The following is a 16584-nucleotide window of genomic DNA, read 5'->3' on the forward strand; positions in this document are numbered from 1 at the left end:
TTTGTCCACGGCAGGGGTGGTCAAGGCCAAGTTCTGGCCGGAACTTGGTTGTTGACAGTGGCGACGCGCGTCACTCCGGGCCGTAGTAGAGCCGGAGGAACTCCTCCAGCGCCGCGTCGACCCCCGCCCGGTCACCGGTGGCGAGCAGGTCGAGCAGCAGGCCGCGGACGGTGGCGAGGCCGAACCGGGCGCGGTTGCGGGCCGATACGGGATCGGCCCCGGCCGCAGTCTCGGCGGCCACCAGTGGCTCCAGCCAGTCCGACACGAGGCCGTCGAGGACCGGGACGGCCTCCGGGCGGCCGCGCAGCGCCTGCCCGCACAGCTCGAAGAAGAGCCGCTCCTGGCCGGCCAGTCCGGGGTCCGTCAACCGGTGCCACAGCCGGCGGGCGGCCTCGACGGACGACAGGCCCGGTTCCAGGCGGAGTTGGGACAGCAGCTCGCGCCGGCGCCGTTCCGACGTCCGGACGATCTCGACGAGAAGCTGTTCCTTGGAGCCGAAGTAGTGGATCAGCATGCGGTGGCTGACGCCGATCGCGGCGCCCAGGCGGCGCAGGCTCACGTCCGCGATGCCGTGTGCCGCGACGTGGTCGACGGCCGCGTCCACCAGCTGGGCGCGCCGGTCCCCGTCCGTACCGGGCACGGTCCCGCCCTGTGGGTGCGAGTCCGGATTCGGGTCATCGGTCTTCGCCACGTCGCGAGTGTACCGAGTGGTACATGCCGGATGTACCGTGTGGTACATGAAGTCTGTCACCGTGTCGACCGACGTACCGCAGACGCCCGAGCAGGTCTACGACTTCCTCGATGTCATGGCTCACCACGAGCGCTTCACCGACCACTACCTGAGCGACTGGCGCTACAGCGGCCCCGCCCGCGGCATCGGATCGTGCGCCACGGTCACCGCCGCGCTCGGCGGCGCCAGGACCGACGTCACCATCGAGGTCGTCGAGGCCGACGCGCCCCGCCGTATCGTCGAACGGAACGTCAGCGCGGGCGGGCGGCGCCTGGCCCACGGCACCTACACACTCGCACCGCTGCGCACCGGCGGGAGCCGCGTCGCGTTCACGTACGCCTGGGTCCGCGCCCCGCTCGCCGACCGCATGCTCGCACCCGTCGTCCGGGCCGTGATGCGGCGCGCCAACCGCACGGTCATGCGACGCCTCGCCGCCGAACTGGCCCACCACACCTCCGCGGCCGACTCCTGAGGCCGGGCGGCGCGCAGCCGCCCCACGTGGCCGCCCTGGCCTACGGTCCCACGCGTGGTACACCGCTCGCCCGACGTCCGCCTCGACAGCCCCGGCGCCTGTGACCCGGCCGCCGAACGCATGGTGCGCGGGGTCCGGATGGGCGCCGGTGCGCCGCGGGCTCCCGCGACCGCGTCACTCGCCCTGGGTGCGCCGTACGCACTCCGTGACCACGTCCCGCAGGCCGGGCGGCGCGCAGCCGCCCCACGTGGCCGCCCTGGCCTACGGTCCCACGCGTGGTACACCGCTCGCCCGACGTCCGCCTCGACAGCCCCGGCGCCTGTGACCCGGCCGCCGAACGCATGGTGCGCGGGGTCCGGATGGGCGCCGGTGCGCCGCGGGCTCCCGCGACCGCGTCACTCGCCCTGGGTGCGCCGTACGCACTCCGTGACCACGTCCCGCAGGCTGCCCGTGCGTTCCAGGAGCAGCCGCTGTTCGCAGGCGCCGTTGCCCCGGCCGAGCAGCCGGGCCACCGTGTGTTCGACGCGGGCCGCGTCACCGTTCTCGGCGAGGGCGTCGCCGATGTGGTCGAGCAGCGAGCGCACCACGTCCGCGGCGGGCCGGGGCCGCATGGTCGCCGGGTCGAGCAGGTACTCGTCCAGGCCCGCGTGGGCGGCCTGCCAGGACGCCAGCCGCAGCAGGCTGACACTGTGGTCGAGCGGCGGCTCGCCCGCCCGCCAGTCGCGAGCCGCCGTCTCCACCAGGGCACGGCCCAGCGCGGCGACGAGGACCGCGGTCTCCGCGTGCAGACACACGTCCGCCACCCGGATCTCCACGGTCGGGTAGCGCGCGGACGGGCGCGCGTCGAAGTAGGCCATCGCCTCGTCGAGTATCACCCCGGTGGCCAGCATGTCCGCCACCCGCCGGTGATAGCCCTCGGTGGACTCGAACAGCTCGGTCGGTCCCGCCGACGGCCATCGGTTCCACAGACGGCTGCGGTAGGCGGCGTAGCCGGTGTCCCGGCCCTGGCAGAACGGCGAGTTGGCGCTGAGCGCGCACAGTACGGGGAGCCAGGGACGCAGCCGGTCGACCACGGCCACGGCCTCCTCGTCGGAGTGCACCGACACGTGCACATGGCAGCCGCACACCATCTGCTCCCGGGCGGTGATCCCGTACCGCTCGGCCAGCCATTGGTAGCGCTCGTTCACCGTGATCGTCGGGCTCACGGGCAACGGGGAGGTGGCCAGCGCTGCCACCGCACAGCCGATCTCGCCCGCGTGCCGGGCCGCCTCCTTGCGGCAGTGCATGATCTCGGCGCCGAGGACCTCCATCTCCGCGTGCGGGCGCGTGGCGAATTCCAGCATCTGCCCGAACAGCTCCTTCTCGAACACCTCCTGTCCGGGGTCGTCCTCGGTCGCGTGGGCGAGGACGGCGGCCGACATGGCCTGCGGCTCCCCGCTGCGGGGATCGACCAGAAGGAGCTCCTCCTCCACGCCTACCGTGCGCACCTGTGTGCCGCCTTCCTGCTCGGTACGGCCCGGGGGTATCCGGCGCCCGGAGATGCCCGGTGCCCAGGGGTCGTCGCCACGCCGAAACCCGGAACCGCCCCCCGCACCCCGCCGCAGGCCTGCTGCGCCGCGAGAGCGGACGGCGACCGGGCCGACGACCGACGGGGCAGGGCCGCCCCGGAGGCCGTCGGGCCCTCTGTACGCGAAATCCATCGTAATCACGTCCGGGAGCCGCTTCCTGGGGACCGCGTGGGTGGCCTTCAGGCGCGCGGTCCCCTCGTGTGCTCCAGGGCCTTGCGCGCGGCGAGACAGCCCGCGATCTTGAAGGCGAGATCATGGGAACCGAGCGTGTGGGCGCGGATCTGTCGCAGTACCACCCTGGCCGCGGTCACGACCCCGTGCTCGGGCAGACTCAACTGCTCCCGGATGCCCGCGGCGATCGCGGCGAAGAAGCGCGGCAGATCCTCGGCGGGTTCGTACTCCACCGTCAGCCCCTTCGGCACCTGGAAGGCGAAGCCCTCGGCCGCGGGCTCGAAATCCACCGTGATGTCCGCGAACTGCGGCGCGCAGTTCTGCCGTTGGTGCAGCACACGCACGCCACGGATCGGATACGGCGGAAACCGGACCAGTGCTGACGTCATGCCACGACGTTACCCCCGCACGACCCGGTCGGCGCGGTCGCAGAGCCCGGTGGATCCTGGTCGCGGCGCGCGCACGTCAGGCAGGTGGCACGGCGGCGGTGGCCGCGGCGATGGCGTCTGCCGGTCGGTTCCTGCGGCGATCGCCGTTCGCCACCGCGCAGTTCGCGCGGGGGCATGCCCACGGCCGGCGCACCGGTGAGTGCGGGGCCGGTGCGGTAGGCGACGAGGAAGCGGCCGTCCGCCATGTCACGCCCGGTCCGCGGGTCCACGCCGTCGGCGCGGTGCACGTCCGCCCCACCGGCTCGGCGTGCGGCGCTTGAACTACGGGGCCGGCCGCAGCGTGGCCTGCGAACTCCGTCCGCCGGCCTGGCCCGGGCGCGTCGGCTCAGGCGGGCCGGCCCCAGTCCAGCCGGTCGGCGAGGCCTGCGGCGGCGAAGGCGGCTGCCAGTTCGTCGCGGCCCTCGGTGAAGTGGGCCCAGCTGTCGTAGTGCGCGGGTACGACCCGGCGGGCGCCGAGGATCTGTGCGGCCTCGGCGGCCCGGGCGCTGTCGAGGACGATCGGCGCGCCGTCGAACAGGACGGGGAAGCGGGGGGCTCCGGCGAAGAGGACGGCGGTGTCCACCGGGGCGAACCGACCGGCGATCTCCCTGACCGCGTCGAGGGAGGCGTTGTCGCCGCTGACGTGGACGGTGGGCAGGCCGGCGCCGGTGAGGACGAAGCCGACGACCTGACCCGTGCTCGGCTCGGTCTCCTCGCGCGTCCCCGGGCCGTGGATCGCGGGTACGCCGGTCACGGTGATCGTGCCGCCGTCCGGGCGGCTCAGCTCCATGGACTCCCAGTCGGCCAGGCCCTTGGCCGTGCCGCCGAGGCGCCGGCCGCCGCCGGGCGTCGTGAGGGTGAGCGGGACGTCGGCGAGCAGGGCGCGGCCGGAGTCGTCGAGGTTGTCGGCGTGCTCGTCGTGCGAGAGCAGGACCACGTCGATGGGGCCGATGTCGGCGGGAGTGGCGGTGGAGGGAGCGGTCTTGGTCAGGACCGGGCGGCCGGGCCGGCCGTGGTCGCCGGGGCCGTCGAAGGTCGGGTCGGTCAGGAATCGCAGGCCGCCGTATTCGAACAGGACCGTCGGGCCGCCGAGGACGTGGACCGGGAACGGGTGGGTGGCCGCGGGGAGGGAGGGCGAGGACATGGTGGAGTCACCTCACGGATAGATTCCAGTGAACCGTGAGATGACGGTAGTCGCTTCTCACGGATGAGCGCAAGCCGTACCATGAGGAGCGTGAAGGAGCACGTCATGGAAGAACCGGCCCTGCCGCCCGCCCAGGGCGAGGAGGAGCATGTCTCCCTGGCCCTCGCCAACAGCTCGATCACACTGCCCGGCGGGCACACGGTCGATCTCCTGGCGACTCCGGCGCGGGCGAACCGCTGGCTGACGGCACGCGGTCTCGCGCCGGTCGACGCCGGCATGCTGGAGATGTGCACGACCCAACTGCGGTCACTGCGCGAACAGATCAGGTCGCTGCTCGCCTCCCGGACCGCGGGACTGCCCGCCCTCCCCGCGGCCGTCGCGGCCGTCAACGACGCCATGACCCGCGTCCCCACCGCCCCGCTGCTGCACTGGGACGACGAGAAGGGTCCCTATCGCGCCACACCGCATCCCACCACCGCGATCGTCGAGCACGCACTGGCCGCCCTCGCGGCCGACGCCGCCGAGCTGCTCACCGGCCCCGACGCCGATCGCCTCACCGCCTGCGGCTCGGCCCCCTGCAACCGCTACCTGCTCCGTCACGGCCGACGCCACTGGTGCTCCACCCGCTGCGGCGACCGCGCCCGCGCCGCGCGCGCCTACGCCCGCCGCGGCCGGCCCGGGGCGGAATGACGAACCTGCCGGGCCGACGGGCGAGGGATCGTAGGACTGTTCGGGTGCACGACTGCGCGCCCGAGGTCGGTGTCGGTCAAGTGGGGAGATCGGCAGGAGGGTTGAGTCTGTCGCGGATGTCGCGGATGTCGCGTGCGAGGCGCCGGTCTGCCCGCCCGGGCACATGATCTCGCCGCGGGCGTCGTCGATGGTCTTGCCGTGTTCGGCGGAGATGATCCGGCCGAGTTCTTCCTCGTGTTCGAGCAGGAGTTGGCGGAAGGTGAACATGACCTGGGTGCGTTGGGTGAGGGAGGACTGCGACCAGGTCTCGAAGGCCTTGGCGGCGGCGGTGACGGCGGCGTCGATCTCGGCGGTGCCGCCGAGGACGACCCGGGCCTGTTCGGCGCCGGTGGCGGGGTTGAACACGGGCTGGGTGGCGTGCCGGACACTGGCGCGCCGTTGATCCAGTGCGGGATGGACTTCACGTGAGATTCCTTGTCAGAGGTAGTGCCGCTGGGGGCGCTTGCGGTCGGCGTACGTCTCGTATGCGGCCCGGGTGGTGTCGAGGGCGGAGGTCTGGCTGACGGGGACGTCCCACCAGGCGTGGGCGGGCGGGTTGGGGCCGTAGAGGTCGCTCTCGACGTGGACGACGGTGGTGCGGTCGGCTGCTTTGGCCTTCTCCATCGCGGTACGGAATTCGTCGGCGGTGGTGGCGTGGAGGACGTCGGCGCCGAGGGAGGAGGCGTTGGCGGCGAGGTCGACGGGGAGGACGTCGCCGTCCAGCTGCCCCGAATCATCGTTGCGGTAGCGGTATGTGGTGCCGAAGCGTTGTGAGCCGAGGGATTCGGAGAGGGAGCCGATGGAGGCGAAGCCGTGGTTCTGGACGAGGACGATGATGACCTTCAGTCCTTCGGAGACCATGGTGACGATCTCCTGGGCCATCATGAGGTAGGAGCCGTCGCCGACGAGGACGACGACCTCGCGGGTGGGGTCGGCCATCTTCGCGCCGACTCCGGCGGCGATTTCGTAGCCCATGCAGGAGTAGGCGTACTCGACGTGGTAGGCCTTGGGGTCGCGGGCGCGCCAGAGTTGCTGGAGGTCGCCGGGCATGGACCCGGCGGCGTTGACGACCACGTCCCGGTCGTCCAGGACGTCGTTCAGCGTGCCCAGGATCTGTGTCTGGGCGGGGAGTTCACCCGTGTTGCGGTCGGGGGCGAAGCACTCCTCCTCGATCTGCCGTGTCCGGGCGATGAGTTGACGGGTGCGGTCGCGGTGGTCCTGGTCGACCTCCCAGCCGTCCAGTGCTGTGGTGAGGGCCTGGATGCCGAGGCGGGCGTCGGCGACCAGTGGTTCCGCCGAGTGCTTGACGGCGTCGAGGCGGGCGACGTTGAGGTTGACGAAGGTGACGTCGGGGTTGGCGAAGACGGTGTGGCTGGCGGTGGTGAAGTCGGAGTAGCGGGTGCCGATGCCGAGGACGACGTCGGCTTCCCTGGCCAGTTCGTTGGCGGCGTAGGCGCCGGTGGAGCCGATGCCGCCGACTGCGTGGGGGTGGTCCCAGGGGACGGCGCCCTTGCCGGCGTGGGTGTCGGCGACCGGGATGCCGGTGGCCTCGGCGAAGGCGCGCAGGGCCGTCTCGGCGCCGGAGTCGACGGTGCCGCCACCGGCCACGATCAGCGGCTTGCTCGCGTTCCTGAGCAGCGCTGCCGCCCGCTCCACTGCGCTGGGTTCCGGCACCGGGCGGCCGATGTGCCAGACCCGGCGCCGGAAGAAGGAGACGGGCCAGTCGTACGCCTCGGCCTGTACGTCCTGGGGGAGTGCGAGGGTGACGGCGCCGGTCTCGACCGGATCGGTCAGCACCCGCATCGCGGCCAGCGCGGCGGGGATGAGCTGCTCGGGACGGGAGATGCGGTCGAAGTACTTCGACATGGTCCGGAAGGCGTCGTTGACCGTGACGTCCCCGCCCCGGGAGTCCTCAAGCTGCTGCAGGACGGGCTCGGCAACGCGGGTGGCGAACATGTCGGAGGGCAGGAGCAGGACGGGGATGCGGTTGGTGGTGGCCAGGGCCGCACCGGTGATCATGTTGGTGGAGCCCGGACCTGTGGAGGCGGTGCAGGCGAAGGCAGAGAGCCGGTCGCGCATCTTGGCGTAGGCCACGGAGGCGTGGACCATGCCCTGTTCGTTGCGGGCGAGGTAGTAGGGCAGGTCGGCTTCGCCGGTGGTGGCGGCCTGGAGGAGGGCCTGGCCGAGGCCGGCGACGTTGCCGTGTCCGAAGATGCCCCACACGCCGGGGATGAGGCGCTGTTCCTGGCCGTCGCGTTCGCTGTACTGGTTGGCGAGGAAGCGGACCAGGGCCTGGGCGGTGGTGAGCCTGATGGTTTCCATTACGCGTTCTCCTCGGCGCCGAAGGGGAGCCGGTCGTCGATGTCCTGGGTGTCCCAGGTGGAGCGGATCCAGCCGTGGGCGGGGTCGTCGCAGATCAGGCAGGCGCGGTCCTGGCCGGGGCCTGCCATGACGTTGAGGTAGTACAGGTCGTAGCCGGGGGCGGCCATGGACGGGCCGTGCCCGCGCCCGCGCCGCGCAGTTCGACGGGCACGATTTCCGTGCGCCCGTACCGAGCGGGGAAGCCGTTCCCCTCGGTACGGGCGGAGGGCAGCGCGAACTTCCCACCGGAAGCGCTGCTGATCTGGGCCGCCGACCCGCTGGGCAGGTGGTACTTGTTGTCGGCGCTCACAGCAGGCTCACCGCCTTGTCGACGGCGCCGGCGACGTCGCCGCCCGCCGGGTAGAGCAGGGAGCGGCCGACGACCAGGCCCTGGGCGGTGGGGAGCTGGAGGGCCTTGCCCCAGGAGGCGAAGGCGGCGTCGGGGTCGGTGACGTCGCCGCCGAGCAGGAGCGCGGGGAGGGCGGAGGAGGCCAGGACGCGGTCCATGGCGGGGACGACGGGCAGCTTCAGCCAGGTGTAGGCGGTGCGGCGGCCGAGTCCGGAGGCGATGGTGACCGACTTGATCACGGCCTCGGTGGACAGGTCGTTGCGGATCTTTCCGTCCTGCCACTGCGACATGAACGGTTCGACCATGGCGATCAGTCGGCGGTCGTTGAGCTCGTTGATCGCGTGGGCGGTGTTCTCCAGGACCGAGGGGGTGGCGGGGTCACCGAGGGCGATGCGGGTGAGGGTCTTGCCGCCGTCGAAGCCCATCGCGTCGATGGTCTGGGCGTCGTAGCCGGTGAACCGGTCGTCGATCTCGAAGACCGAACCCGCGAGCCCGCCGCGGTTCATCGACCCGAAGACGCTCTTGTGGTCGAGGACGCCCAGTAGGAGCAGGTCCTCCAGGATGTCGGCGGTACCCAGCACACCCGTCACACCGGGGCGTTCCAGCGCGACGCACAGCCGGTCCAGCAGCTCGAAGCGGTCGGCCATGGCGTTCGGATCGCCGCCCACGGTGTGGGCGCCGCGCGCGGGGTGGTCGGCGGCGATGATCATCGCCTTGCCGTGCTCACCGAACAGGGAAGGCGCCTTGACCCGGCGGGCGGCCGCGGCGGCGATCGCGCCGGGGTCCTTGACCCGGGCCCGGACGATCCGGCTCACGTGGTCGGACAGCATGCCGTCACGCCTTTCCCTCGTCGGACACGAGGCTCGCCTCGCGGAGCTTGTCCTCGACCTCGGTCCGGGGCGGCATCGCGTCCGAGCAGGCCAGCCGGCCCGCGACGATCGCGCCGGCCACGTTGGCGAACGTGATCGTGCGCCCCGTGTCCCAGCCCGACAGCAGCCCGTGGCACAGCGCGCCGCCGAAGGCGTCACCGGCACCGAGCCCGTTGACCACGTCCACCGCGACCGGCGGCAGCCGAACGGCGACCCCGTCGCGTCCCATGGCGAGCACGCCCTCGGGGCCCTGCTTCACCACCGCCAGCCCCACGCCCGCCGCGAGCAGTGCCCGTGCCGCGGCACACGGCTCGCGTTCACCGGTGGCGACCTCGCACTCGTCACTGTTGCCGACCGCGGCCGTCGTATGACGCAACGCCTCGGCGTAGGCGGAGCGGGCGGTGTCCGGGTCGCTCCAGAACACCGGCCGCCAGTCCAGATCGAAGACGGTGATCCCGGCTTTCGCCCGGTGCTCCAGCGCGGCCAGGGTCGCCGACCGGCTCGGCTCCCGGCTCAGACCCGTCCCCGTCATCCAGAACACGCGCGCCCCGCGTACCGCGTCCACGTCGAGGTCGCCGGGGCGTATGTCGAGGTCGGGGGCTTTCCAGAGCCGGTAGAAGTAGAGCGGGAAGTCGTCCGGCGGGAAGATCTCGCAGAACGTCACCGGCGTCGGCGTGATCTTTGACGTCCCCGCGAACCGGCTGTCGACGCCGTAGCCGTCCAGGGCGGTGCGCACGAAGTCACCGAAGGGGTCCCGGCCCGTCTTGGTGATCACTGCGGCCGTGTGCCCGTACCGGGCGGCGGCCACCGCCACGTTGGTCGGGCTGCCGCCCAGGTACTTGCCGAACGACGTGACCTCTGCCAGCCCCACCCCCGTCTGGAGCGGATACACGTCCACTCCGACACGGCCCATGGTCAGCACTTCGAACGGCATCAGGCTGGTTTCCCTTCAATCCGGCACGACGAGTCCGGGGAGTCGAAGCAGGCGGGTGATTCGTCCCGGCGCGCGGGCAGCACGCGCTAGCGCAGTACGATGAGTCATGTACGTATGTCATGTCAATAGCTCGAAGTCGACGGGTGGTGACCCGTAGCGCGCGGTCGTCGTCCGCGCGGCAGTCCTCGCGTCGGGCGTCCGCGACCGGCATCTCGCCGCCGTCGATGCGGAGGATCGAGCGCTGCCCGAGTGCCGCCAGATGGTCGATGACCTGGCGGACGACCTGGTCGCCCGCTATGCGTACGAGGCCGACGCCGTCGGCGGGGATGTGCCGGCCGACCCCGGTGACCGGCATGTGCTCGGCGAGGCCGATGAGTTGTCTGCCGGTGATCGTCGCGAGTGGGTGCCATGGCGCTGAGAGCGATCCGGCAGCCGAAGCGCCCGGCGGCCGGGCAGATGCGTCCTACGCTGGCGCCGGGCGCGCCCCGCATGACCGGGGGGCCAACTGCCGTGAGGCGCCTATGTGGGCGGCCGCGCCGTCCGTGGTCGGCCGGTGGCTGCGGGGCTGGGCGGGGCGGCCGGGGCCGTGGCGGGCGGTGTGGCTCTGCCGGGCTCGCGCGCCGCTTCTCCACGATGTGGCGACGGGTCCACTCCGGGACGTCCGGCACGTGTCACGCCCTCACCCGGGCCGGCGGCCTACCGCCGGCCCGGGTGAGGGAATCAGTCGTGGGGCTCCGCGGGGCGCTCGCGTCGGAGGTCCGTCGGCGAGGAGCCATGAGCGGGGGGCGTAAGCGGAGACTTTCAGCGGGGCGCGATCTCCGTACCGTTGGCGTCCCGCACGGTGATGGCCATCATCGGGCAGATGTCGGCGGCCTCCAGAGCGCGCTCGTCGTGCTCGGTGAGATGCTCGCGCACGGGATGCGCGTGGTCGTCGTCGAGGGCGAACAGGTCCGGTGCCGTTCCGGCGCACATGCCGGAGCCGATACAGCGGTCGGTGTCGATGCGCAACTCCCAGCTCATGGGCCTCCTCACCATCCCACCGGCATCACGCGGGGGCCGCGTACCAGCATTTCGGTCTTCCAGGTGATGTCACCGGCGAGGTGCAGCCGGGGGAACCGGGTCACCAACGCACCGATGGCCTCCTGGAGTTCGAGGCGGGCCAGGGGAGCCCCGAGGCAGTGGTGGACGCCGTGGCCGAAGCCCAGGTGGGCGTTGCCGCTCCGGGTGATGTCGAGCGTGCCGGCCGCGGTGAAGCGCAGCGCGTCGCGGTTGGCCGCGCCGACGGCGACCAGCACCGGCTCCCCGGCCCGCACCAGGGTGCCCCCCACCTCGACGTCCTCCCTGGCGTACCGAGGCTGACCGGCGCCGCTGCCCAGGGGCACGAAGCGCAGCAGTTCCTCGACCGCGCCGGTGATCAGTTCCGGCTCGGCGCGGAGGAGGGACAGCGCCTGCGGATGGTCGAGCAACGTGACCACGAAGTTGGGGATCTGGGTGGCGGTGGTCTCGTGGCCGGCGACGAGGATGCCGACGCACAGGTCGACGAGCTCCAGCTCGGACAGCCGGTCGTCGTGGTCGCGCGCCTCGATCAGCGCCGTCATCAGGTCGTCCCGGGGCTCCTTCCGGTGCACGTCGATCAACTGGGCCATGTACGCGCGCAGTTCCTCGCGGTTGCGATCGAACTCCTCGGCGGTCAGCGAGCTGGTGGACAGCGCCGCGTCGCTCCAGGCACGGAAGCGCGGCCGGTCCTCCTCCGGCACCCCGAGGAGCCGGCAGATCACCGCGACCGGAATGGGCAGGGCGTAGCGGTCGACCAGGTCGGCCGGCGGGCCCGCCGCCTCCATCTCGTCCAGCAGAGTGGACGTCAACTCCCGGATCTGCGGCCGGAGTTTCTCCACCTGGCGGACGGTGAAGGCCTTGGCGACCAGCGAGCGCAGTCGGGTGTGGTCGGGCGGATCCATGCTGAGGATCCCGCTGTCCCGCTTGCCCTCGGAGGCACGTGGCTCGTCGTGAACGAGTGCCAGAGCACGGCTGAAGCGCTGGTCACCGAGGACGAGCCGGGCGTCGGCATAGCGGGTGGCGAGCCAGGCCGGCTCCCCGTAGGGCAGCTGGACGCGTAACAGCCCCGGCGTGGCACGGGCCCGCTCGTACGCCTCCGACAGGGCCAGATCCTCGCTGGAGTTGAAGGGATAGGCGAGGGGTGCGTGGTCCGTTGCCGTCACTGCTGCCTCCCTGGTGTAATCACGTGCTTACAAAGCTAGGAGGTGCGCACCGGCCGGTCAACGACGCTAATCGGCCGTTACCCTGACGGCTCCTCGGCAGGCGCGAGCGGGCCCACGGCGGCAGAAGGAGCAGAGGGTGGACACCAGCGAGCAGATCCTTCACCAGGACCGGACCGGCGGCGGCCCGCCACAGGAGGACATCCCGCACGAGGACATCCCGCGACAAGACACCCCGCACCGTCCGCGCGACGCCCGAGGGACCCGCACACGCATCCTGCACGCGGCGGGTGCGGTCTTCTCCGAGCGCGGCTACGAGGCAGCCACCGTCCGTGACATCGCCGGCCGCGCCGGGGTGAACCAGGCGCTCATATTCCGCTACTTCGGATCCAAGAAGGCCCTGCTCACCGAGGTGATGGCGCAGGGAGGCAAGGAGCAGGTGAGCGGTACGCCCCCGGACCGGCTGTTCGAGACCGCGCTGCGCGGTGTGCTCGCGGACGGCGGCAAACCCGGTTCGGACCGCCTGCTCGCCGTCTACCTGCGCTCCATCGGCAGCGCGGACGCCGCTCCGGACACCGTCCGCGCGCTCGGCGAGGAGTACGCCGCCGCGCTCGCCGCCCTCTCCACGGCCGACGACAGCAAGCTGCGCGCCCAGCTCGCCATGGCCTGGTTGCTCGGCATCGGTCTGATGCGGGTCGTGGTGGGACAGGAACCGCTGGCCAGCGCCGAACCGGACACGATCTGCGGGCATGTCCTCACGGCACTCGACGGGCTCCTGCGGGACGGGACGGCGCCCGGGGGCGGGGGAGCGGAGCAACGGTCCGGCGAGCGGTCGTAGTCCCGGGGAAGGGTGTGCCGAGGGGCCGTCGGAGCAAACCAGGCCCGGGCGAATCCGCAGGGCCGGGCGAACCCGAGCCGGGGCGGCCGGTGTCGTGGCGCCGTCGGCGGCGGTACGGTCCGCAGCTCCGGAGCGACGGCCCCCCGTCACCGGCATCACCGGGACTGTCACCGGGACCGGACGACGTCCCTGGCGGCCGCTCGGCGAGGCCGTCGCCGCCGATGCCGTGGGCGCGCCCGACCGGAGGTACGCCTCCGCCCTCCACGGACGGCAAGCAGCGGACCCGGATCCCTCGCACGCCGTGGTGGGGGCCGTGTTTGACGGACGGCACGGCCCCTTCACGACGGTGGCCCTGCACCTCTCCTTCGTCCCCGGCCGGAACATCGGCCAGTGGCTCCGAGTGAGCCGCTGGATCGCCGGGTCCGCCCCACGGGGCAGGTCCTCGGTCGCCCCGCGTCCGGCGGGTCCCGGTACGTCACGGGCCGGCCCGCGGACCGGGTGATCCGGCCGCCCGCCGGGCCTGGAGATCGGTGCCGGAGCCGGTCCGGTGGCTGTGGCGGGGATCGACCATGTCGAGATCGAAGACGGTCACCCACAGGCACGTACGCCCGTTCGGCGTCGATGGTCCGGAGCGGTCCCGTGTCGCTCGGTGGGCGCGGTCCGGTCCGGGAAGGCAGCCCTGCAGGCGCAGGCAGCGCCCGTGGCCTCGCGTTTCGGGACATCGGCAGCGGGTGCGTGATCCCGACCGGGCCCATACCGTCTGAGGTACGGACCGGCAGGCCTCCCAAGGCCGCAGGGCGGTCGACGCAGGCCCGTCGATGCAGGCGGGCTGTTGTGAGGCTGCCGCGCCGGTCAGGGAGACAGGCATCAGTCGAGCCAAGCACGGGCCCCGCGGCTTCGCCCCCGGACAGATGGCACCGGAGCGGGGCGGCGGAGCCCACGGCGTGCGGAACGACGGAGCCGTCGGTGAACTGTCGCGCACCCTGCACCCCGATCACGCCGAGGAGCGGACGGCACGCGGGGCCCGCACCGACGGGCGGCCGGCGTCAAGGGGCCGACCGCGGGGCAAGGAGGACTGAACGGAGGAGAGGGCAGGGGGAGAGGAGAGAGCGGAGGTCAGCGGCTACTCGGGCAGGCCCTCGGCGAACAGGAGCCGTCGCTCGAGCGCGACCTGACGTATCTTCAACGCCTGGGCGTACTCGGACGAGGCGTACCACTCCTTGGCCCGTTCCATGTCGGGGAACTCGACGATGACGAGCCGCTGTTCGGAAGGCCAGGTCCCTTCGACGGCGTCCGGTCGGGCACCGCGGACGACGTAGCGACCTCCGTGGCGAAGGATCGACGCCTCGGCCAACCGCCTGTACTCGTCCGCGAGCGCGTGGTCCAGGAACTTCACCTCGGAGATCACATAGGCAGTCATGCAGCTCATGCTGCCACGCATGTCCTGTCGCTACCGTCCTCGCCGATCAGTCAGCGTCTGACGCGAGGGCAGGGAAACCTGTTTGGCGGGATGCGCCGCGGGACTGACACTGATGTCATGCTCGGATTCGTCAGCACCGACAACGCGTCGCTCGTCTCGTGCCTGGGTGATCCTCAGCGGACCGTCGTCGCGTATCGCGAGTTGCTTCGACGTGGGGAAAGCGCGGTGGGCGCTGTCCGTGCCGGACTGCGGGACCCGAACGCGGCCGTACGTGAGGGGTGTTGCCGCCTGCTCGATCACCTGGTGGACACCGAGTCGATGAGCGCGCTCATCGCCATGGTGGGCGACCCCGACGCCCGCGTCAGGATCGCCGTCTTCCACGCTCTGGCCTGCGACCGGTGCAAGGGGGACACCTGCGCACCGGGAGCGGACCGTGTCCTCGACCCCGCACTGCACCACCTGGCCTCGGACCCCGACCGGCACGTCCGGGCGATGGCCGCCGAACTCGTCGGAAAGTTCGCCCACTTCGAGGTACGCGCCGTCGCCGCACTGCGCGCGTCCCGGGCCGGCGACCCGAGCCCCGCGGTGCGCAAGAAGGCGGGTTGGTTCATACCCGGCGGGACCATCTACGAGCGGACCCGGCCGTCCGCCACCGGTTGACGGGGCCGGGGTCGTCCTGTCACCGGACGGACCTTGTCAAAGGCTCCGGTGGAAGCACACCCGGTCCTGCCCGGGACCGTCGTAGTCGGTGTGCACGGACAGACCGCCGATCTCGCGGTCCCCGCGTTCCACGGCGAACCCCATGGCGCGGTGAAAGGCGATGGAGCCGGTGTTCGTCGGTGAGGTGATCGCGCGCACCTCAGCGCGGCCCGCCTCGGCGGCACGTCGGAAGAACGACGCGTAGAGGTCGCGGGCCACGCCCTGTCCGCGCAGTTCCGGATCCACTCCCACGAAGTGGATGTATGCCTCGGTGTCGTTGTCGGCCGAGTGGAAGCCCACGAGGAACGCCCTGATGTCGGAGCCGTCCTCCAGGACGAGGCTGGTGGCGGAGAAGAACTGGAGAAACAGGCGGGGCAGCAGCAGGGACAGCTCCCGCGCCTGCTCGGGGGTGCGCGAGTCCGTCCACCAGCGTTGGACACATCCGACGATCGCTCCGTGGTCGCAGACGCGGGCCTGGCGCAGGGCGGGCATGTGGTTCCTCTCGATCGGCGACCGGTTCGTCGGCAGCCCATCGTAGGACGCGAGGCGAACTAACTGGTTCGTTTTACTCGTGCAGTGCCGCGTGTCACGCTGAGCGAACCATCCAGTTCGCTCGAATGGAGGCGTGCCGTGCCGCGCACCGTTGTGTCGGCCCCGCCGACCATGTCGGCTCCACCGGCGGGGGCGGGGCTGGGCGACAGGCTGCCGCTGGTGATGGCGCTGGCCTGTGGCGTCGCCGTGGCCAACGGCTACTTTCCGCAGGCCGTTACCCCGCTGATCGCTCGCGGCTTCGCCGTCGGCCAGGACTCGGCCGCCGTGCTGGCCACCGTCACACAGCTCGGCTACGCCGCCGGGATCTTTCTGCTGGTGCCCCTCGGCGACCGGCTGTCGCGACGGCCGCTCGTCACCGCGCTGCTGCTCGTCACCGCGTGCGCCCTGCTCGCGGCCGGACTCGCCCCGGCCCTCGGGCCGTTGCTCGCCGCCGGGGCGGTCGTGGGCGCCGCCACCGTCGTTCCGCAGATCCTGCTGCCCATGGCCGCGGGCATGGTCGAGTCCGAACGCCGGGGCGCTGTCACCGGCACGCTCCAGGCGGGTCTGATCGGCGGCATTCTGCTGGCGCGTGCCTTCGGCGGTGTACTGGGCGAACACCTGGGCTGGCGGGCTCGTACCTGGTGGCGGCCGTTCTCACCGGCCTGCTGGCCCTCGCCCTCGGCTTCGCCCTGCCACGCGGTGAACCGGCCGCGCGTGACCGCTGTCCCACCCTGCTCGCCGACACGCTCCGCCTGCTGCGCCACGAGCCCCTGCTGCGCAGGTCGGTCTACTTCCAGGTCACGGTCTTCGGCGCCTTCAGCGCCGCCTGGACCGCGGTCGCCCTGCTGATCACGGGCCCTCGCTACGGCATGGGAACCCAGGCAGTCGCTCTGCTCGCGCTGATCGGCGCGGCCAGCATGCACCTGGCGCCCGCGGCCGGCCGACGGGTCGACCGGTGCGGCGCCGACCGCGTCAACCTGTGGTGCGTTCTGCTCGCCCTCGCCTCCGGCGCCGTCCTCCTGACCGGACTCGCGGGCGGCCCGGCCGGAATCGTGGGCCTCGCCGTGGGGCTGCTCCTGATCGACGTGGCCGTGCAGTGCGGCCAAGTGGCCAACCAGGCCCGCA

At 72.1% G+C, this 16584-nt stretch carries 17 protein-coding genes and 2 pseudogenes; 6 read left to right on the forward strand and 13 right to left on the reverse strand.

From position 1 onward, the window contains the following. Positions 1-70 precede the first annotated feature (70 nt). On the reverse strand, positions 71-691 hold the full coding sequence (locus BIV23_RS24835) for a TetR/AcrR family transcriptional regulator (protein ID WP_245790624.1): 621 nt from the start codon (positions 689-691) through the stop codon (positions 71-73). Positions 692-737: 46 nt separating this feature from the next. Between BIV23_RS24835 and BIV23_RS24840 the strand changes: the two genes are divergently transcribed. Next, complete coding sequence (locus tag BIV23_RS24840; RefSeq protein ID WP_071383321.1) at positions 738-1202, forward strand: SRPBCC family protein; 465 nt, start codon at positions 738-740, stop codon at positions 1200-1202. 395 nt (positions 1203-1597) lie between these two features. On the opposite strand, the gene BIV23_RS24845 is transcribed toward BIV23_RS24840, so the two are convergent. From BIV23_RS24845 to BIV23_RS24860, 3 genes are all read right to left on the reverse strand, one after another. Next, positions 1598-2689 carry a glutamate--cysteine ligase 2 gene (locus BIV23_RS24845; RefSeq protein WP_071383165.1) on the reverse strand — a complete coding sequence of 364 codons (1092 nt, stop codon included), beginning with the start codon at positions 2687-2689 and terminating at the stop codon, positions 1598-1600. Positions 2690-2949: 260 nt separating this feature from the next. After that, on the reverse strand, positions 2950-3330 hold the full coding sequence (locus BIV23_RS24850; RefSeq protein WP_071383166.1) for a hypothetical protein: 381 nt from the start codon (positions 3328-3330) through the stop codon (positions 2950-2952). A gap of 385 nt (positions 3331-3715) precedes the next feature. Next, complete coding sequence (locus BIV23_RS24860; protein WP_071383168.1) at positions 3716-4513, reverse strand: MBL fold metallo-hydrolase; 798 nt, start codon at positions 4511-4513, stop codon at positions 3716-3718. An 81-nt stretch (positions 4514-4594) separates the two neighbouring features. On the opposite strand from BIV23_RS24860, the gene BIV23_RS24865 reads away from it, so the two are divergent. Beyond that, complete coding sequence (locus BIV23_RS24865) at positions 4595-5203, forward strand: CGNR zinc finger domain-containing protein (protein WP_071383169.1); 609 nt, start codon at positions 4595-4597, stop codon at positions 5201-5203. A gap of 162 nt (positions 5204-5365) precedes the next feature. Here the strand turns inward: BIV23_RS24865 and BIV23_RS46660 are convergent. The 5 genes and pseudogenes from BIV23_RS46660 to iolC form a co-directional block, all read right to left on the reverse strand. Further along, positions 5366-5667, reverse strand: a pseudogene (locus tag BIV23_RS46660) (aldehyde dehydrogenase family protein); the annotation flags it as partial. A 13-nt stretch (positions 5668-5680) separates the two neighbouring features. Next, positions 5681-7564 carry a 3D-(3,5/4)-trihydroxycyclohexane-1,2-dione acylhydrolase (decyclizing) gene (gene iolD, locus BIV23_RS24875; protein ID WP_071383171.1) on the reverse strand — a complete coding sequence of 628 codons (1884 nt, stop codon included), beginning with the start codon at positions 7562-7564 and terminating at the stop codon, positions 5681-5683. Continuing rightward, positions 7564-7743, reverse strand: a pseudogene (locus BIV23_RS54005) (5-deoxy-glucuronate isomerase); the annotation flags it as partial. The pseudogene BIV23_RS54005 and the gene iolD, both read right to left, overlap by 1 nt. A 166-nt stretch (positions 7744-7909) precedes the next feature. Then, a complete protein-coding gene (locus tag BIV23_RS48840; protein WP_071383172.1) occupies positions 7910-8782 on the reverse strand; it encodes a Cgl0159 family (beta/alpha)8-fold protein in 873 nt (290 codons plus the stop codon). A gap of 4 nt (positions 8783-8786) precedes the next feature. Next, positions 8787-9755, reverse strand: a complete 969-nt coding sequence (gene iolC / locus BIV23_RS24885; RefSeq protein ID WP_071383173.1) for a 5-dehydro-2-deoxygluconokinase — start codon at positions 9753-9755, stop codon at positions 8787-8789. Positions 9756-10014: 259 nt separating this feature from the next. Here iolC and BIV23_RS50490 point away from each other — a divergent pair, with 259 nt between their 5' ends. Continuing rightward, positions 10015-10173, forward strand: coding sequence for a hypothetical protein (locus BIV23_RS50490; RefSeq protein WP_177240020.1), 159 nt, complete (start codon positions 10015-10017; stop codon positions 10171-10173). 383 nt (positions 10174-10556) lie between these two features. On the opposite strand, the gene BIV23_RS24890 is transcribed toward BIV23_RS50490, so the two are convergent. Together BIV23_RS24890 and BIV23_RS24895 are read right to left on the reverse strand one after the other, a co-directional pair. Continuing rightward, on the reverse strand, positions 10557-10775 hold the full coding sequence (locus BIV23_RS24890; protein WP_071383174.1) for a ferredoxin: 219 nt from the start codon (positions 10773-10775) through the stop codon (positions 10557-10559). Between the two features lie 8 nt (positions 10776-10783). Further along, positions 10784-11974, reverse strand: coding sequence for a cytochrome P450 (locus tag BIV23_RS24895; RefSeq protein ID WP_071383175.1), 1191 nt, complete (start codon positions 11972-11974; stop codon positions 10784-10786). Between the two features lie 136 nt (positions 11975-12110). On the opposite strand from BIV23_RS24895, the gene BIV23_RS24900 reads away from it, so the two are divergent. After that, positions 12111-12809 (forward strand): TetR/AcrR family transcriptional regulator, encoded by a 699-nt coding sequence (locus tag BIV23_RS24900; RefSeq protein WP_342746377.1) that lies wholly within the window; start codon positions 12111-12113, stop codon positions 12807-12809. Positions 12810-13932: 1123 nt separating this feature from the next. Here BIV23_RS24900 and BIV23_RS24910 read toward each other — a convergent pair. Then, on the reverse strand, positions 13933-14229 hold the full coding sequence (locus BIV23_RS24910) for a DUF1330 domain-containing protein (RefSeq protein WP_071383177.1): 297 nt from the start codon (positions 14227-14229) through the stop codon (positions 13933-13935). A 225-nt stretch (positions 14230-14454) separates the two neighbouring features. Between BIV23_RS24910 and BIV23_RS24915 the strand changes: the two genes are divergently transcribed. Further along, positions 14455-14889 (forward strand): HEAT repeat domain-containing protein, encoded by a 435-nt coding sequence (locus tag BIV23_RS24915; protein ID WP_245790625.1) that lies wholly within the window; start codon positions 14455-14457, stop codon positions 14887-14889. 36 nt (positions 14890-14925) lie between these two features. Here BIV23_RS24915 and BIV23_RS24920 read toward each other — a convergent pair whose 3' ends face one another. After that, positions 14926-15420, reverse strand: coding sequence for a GNAT family N-acetyltransferase (locus tag BIV23_RS24920; RefSeq protein ID WP_071383179.1), 495 nt, complete (start codon positions 15418-15420; stop codon positions 14926-14928). Positions 15421-15558: 138 nt separating this feature from the next. Here BIV23_RS24920 and BIV23_RS52110 point away from each other — a divergent pair, with 138 nt between their 5' ends. Then, the gene (locus BIV23_RS52110; protein WP_245790626.1) at positions 15559-16308 is read left to right on the forward strand and encodes an MFS transporter; all 750 of its coding nucleotides are present in this window, start codon (positions 15559-15561) and stop codon (positions 16306-16308) included. Positions 16309-16584: the final 276 nt, after the last annotated feature.

This window comes from Streptomyces monashensis, from assembly GCF_001866665.1.
In the GTDB taxonomy this organism is placed as follows: domain Bacteria; phylum Actinomycetota; class Actinomycetes; order Streptomycetales; family Streptomycetaceae; genus Streptomyces; species Streptomyces monashensis.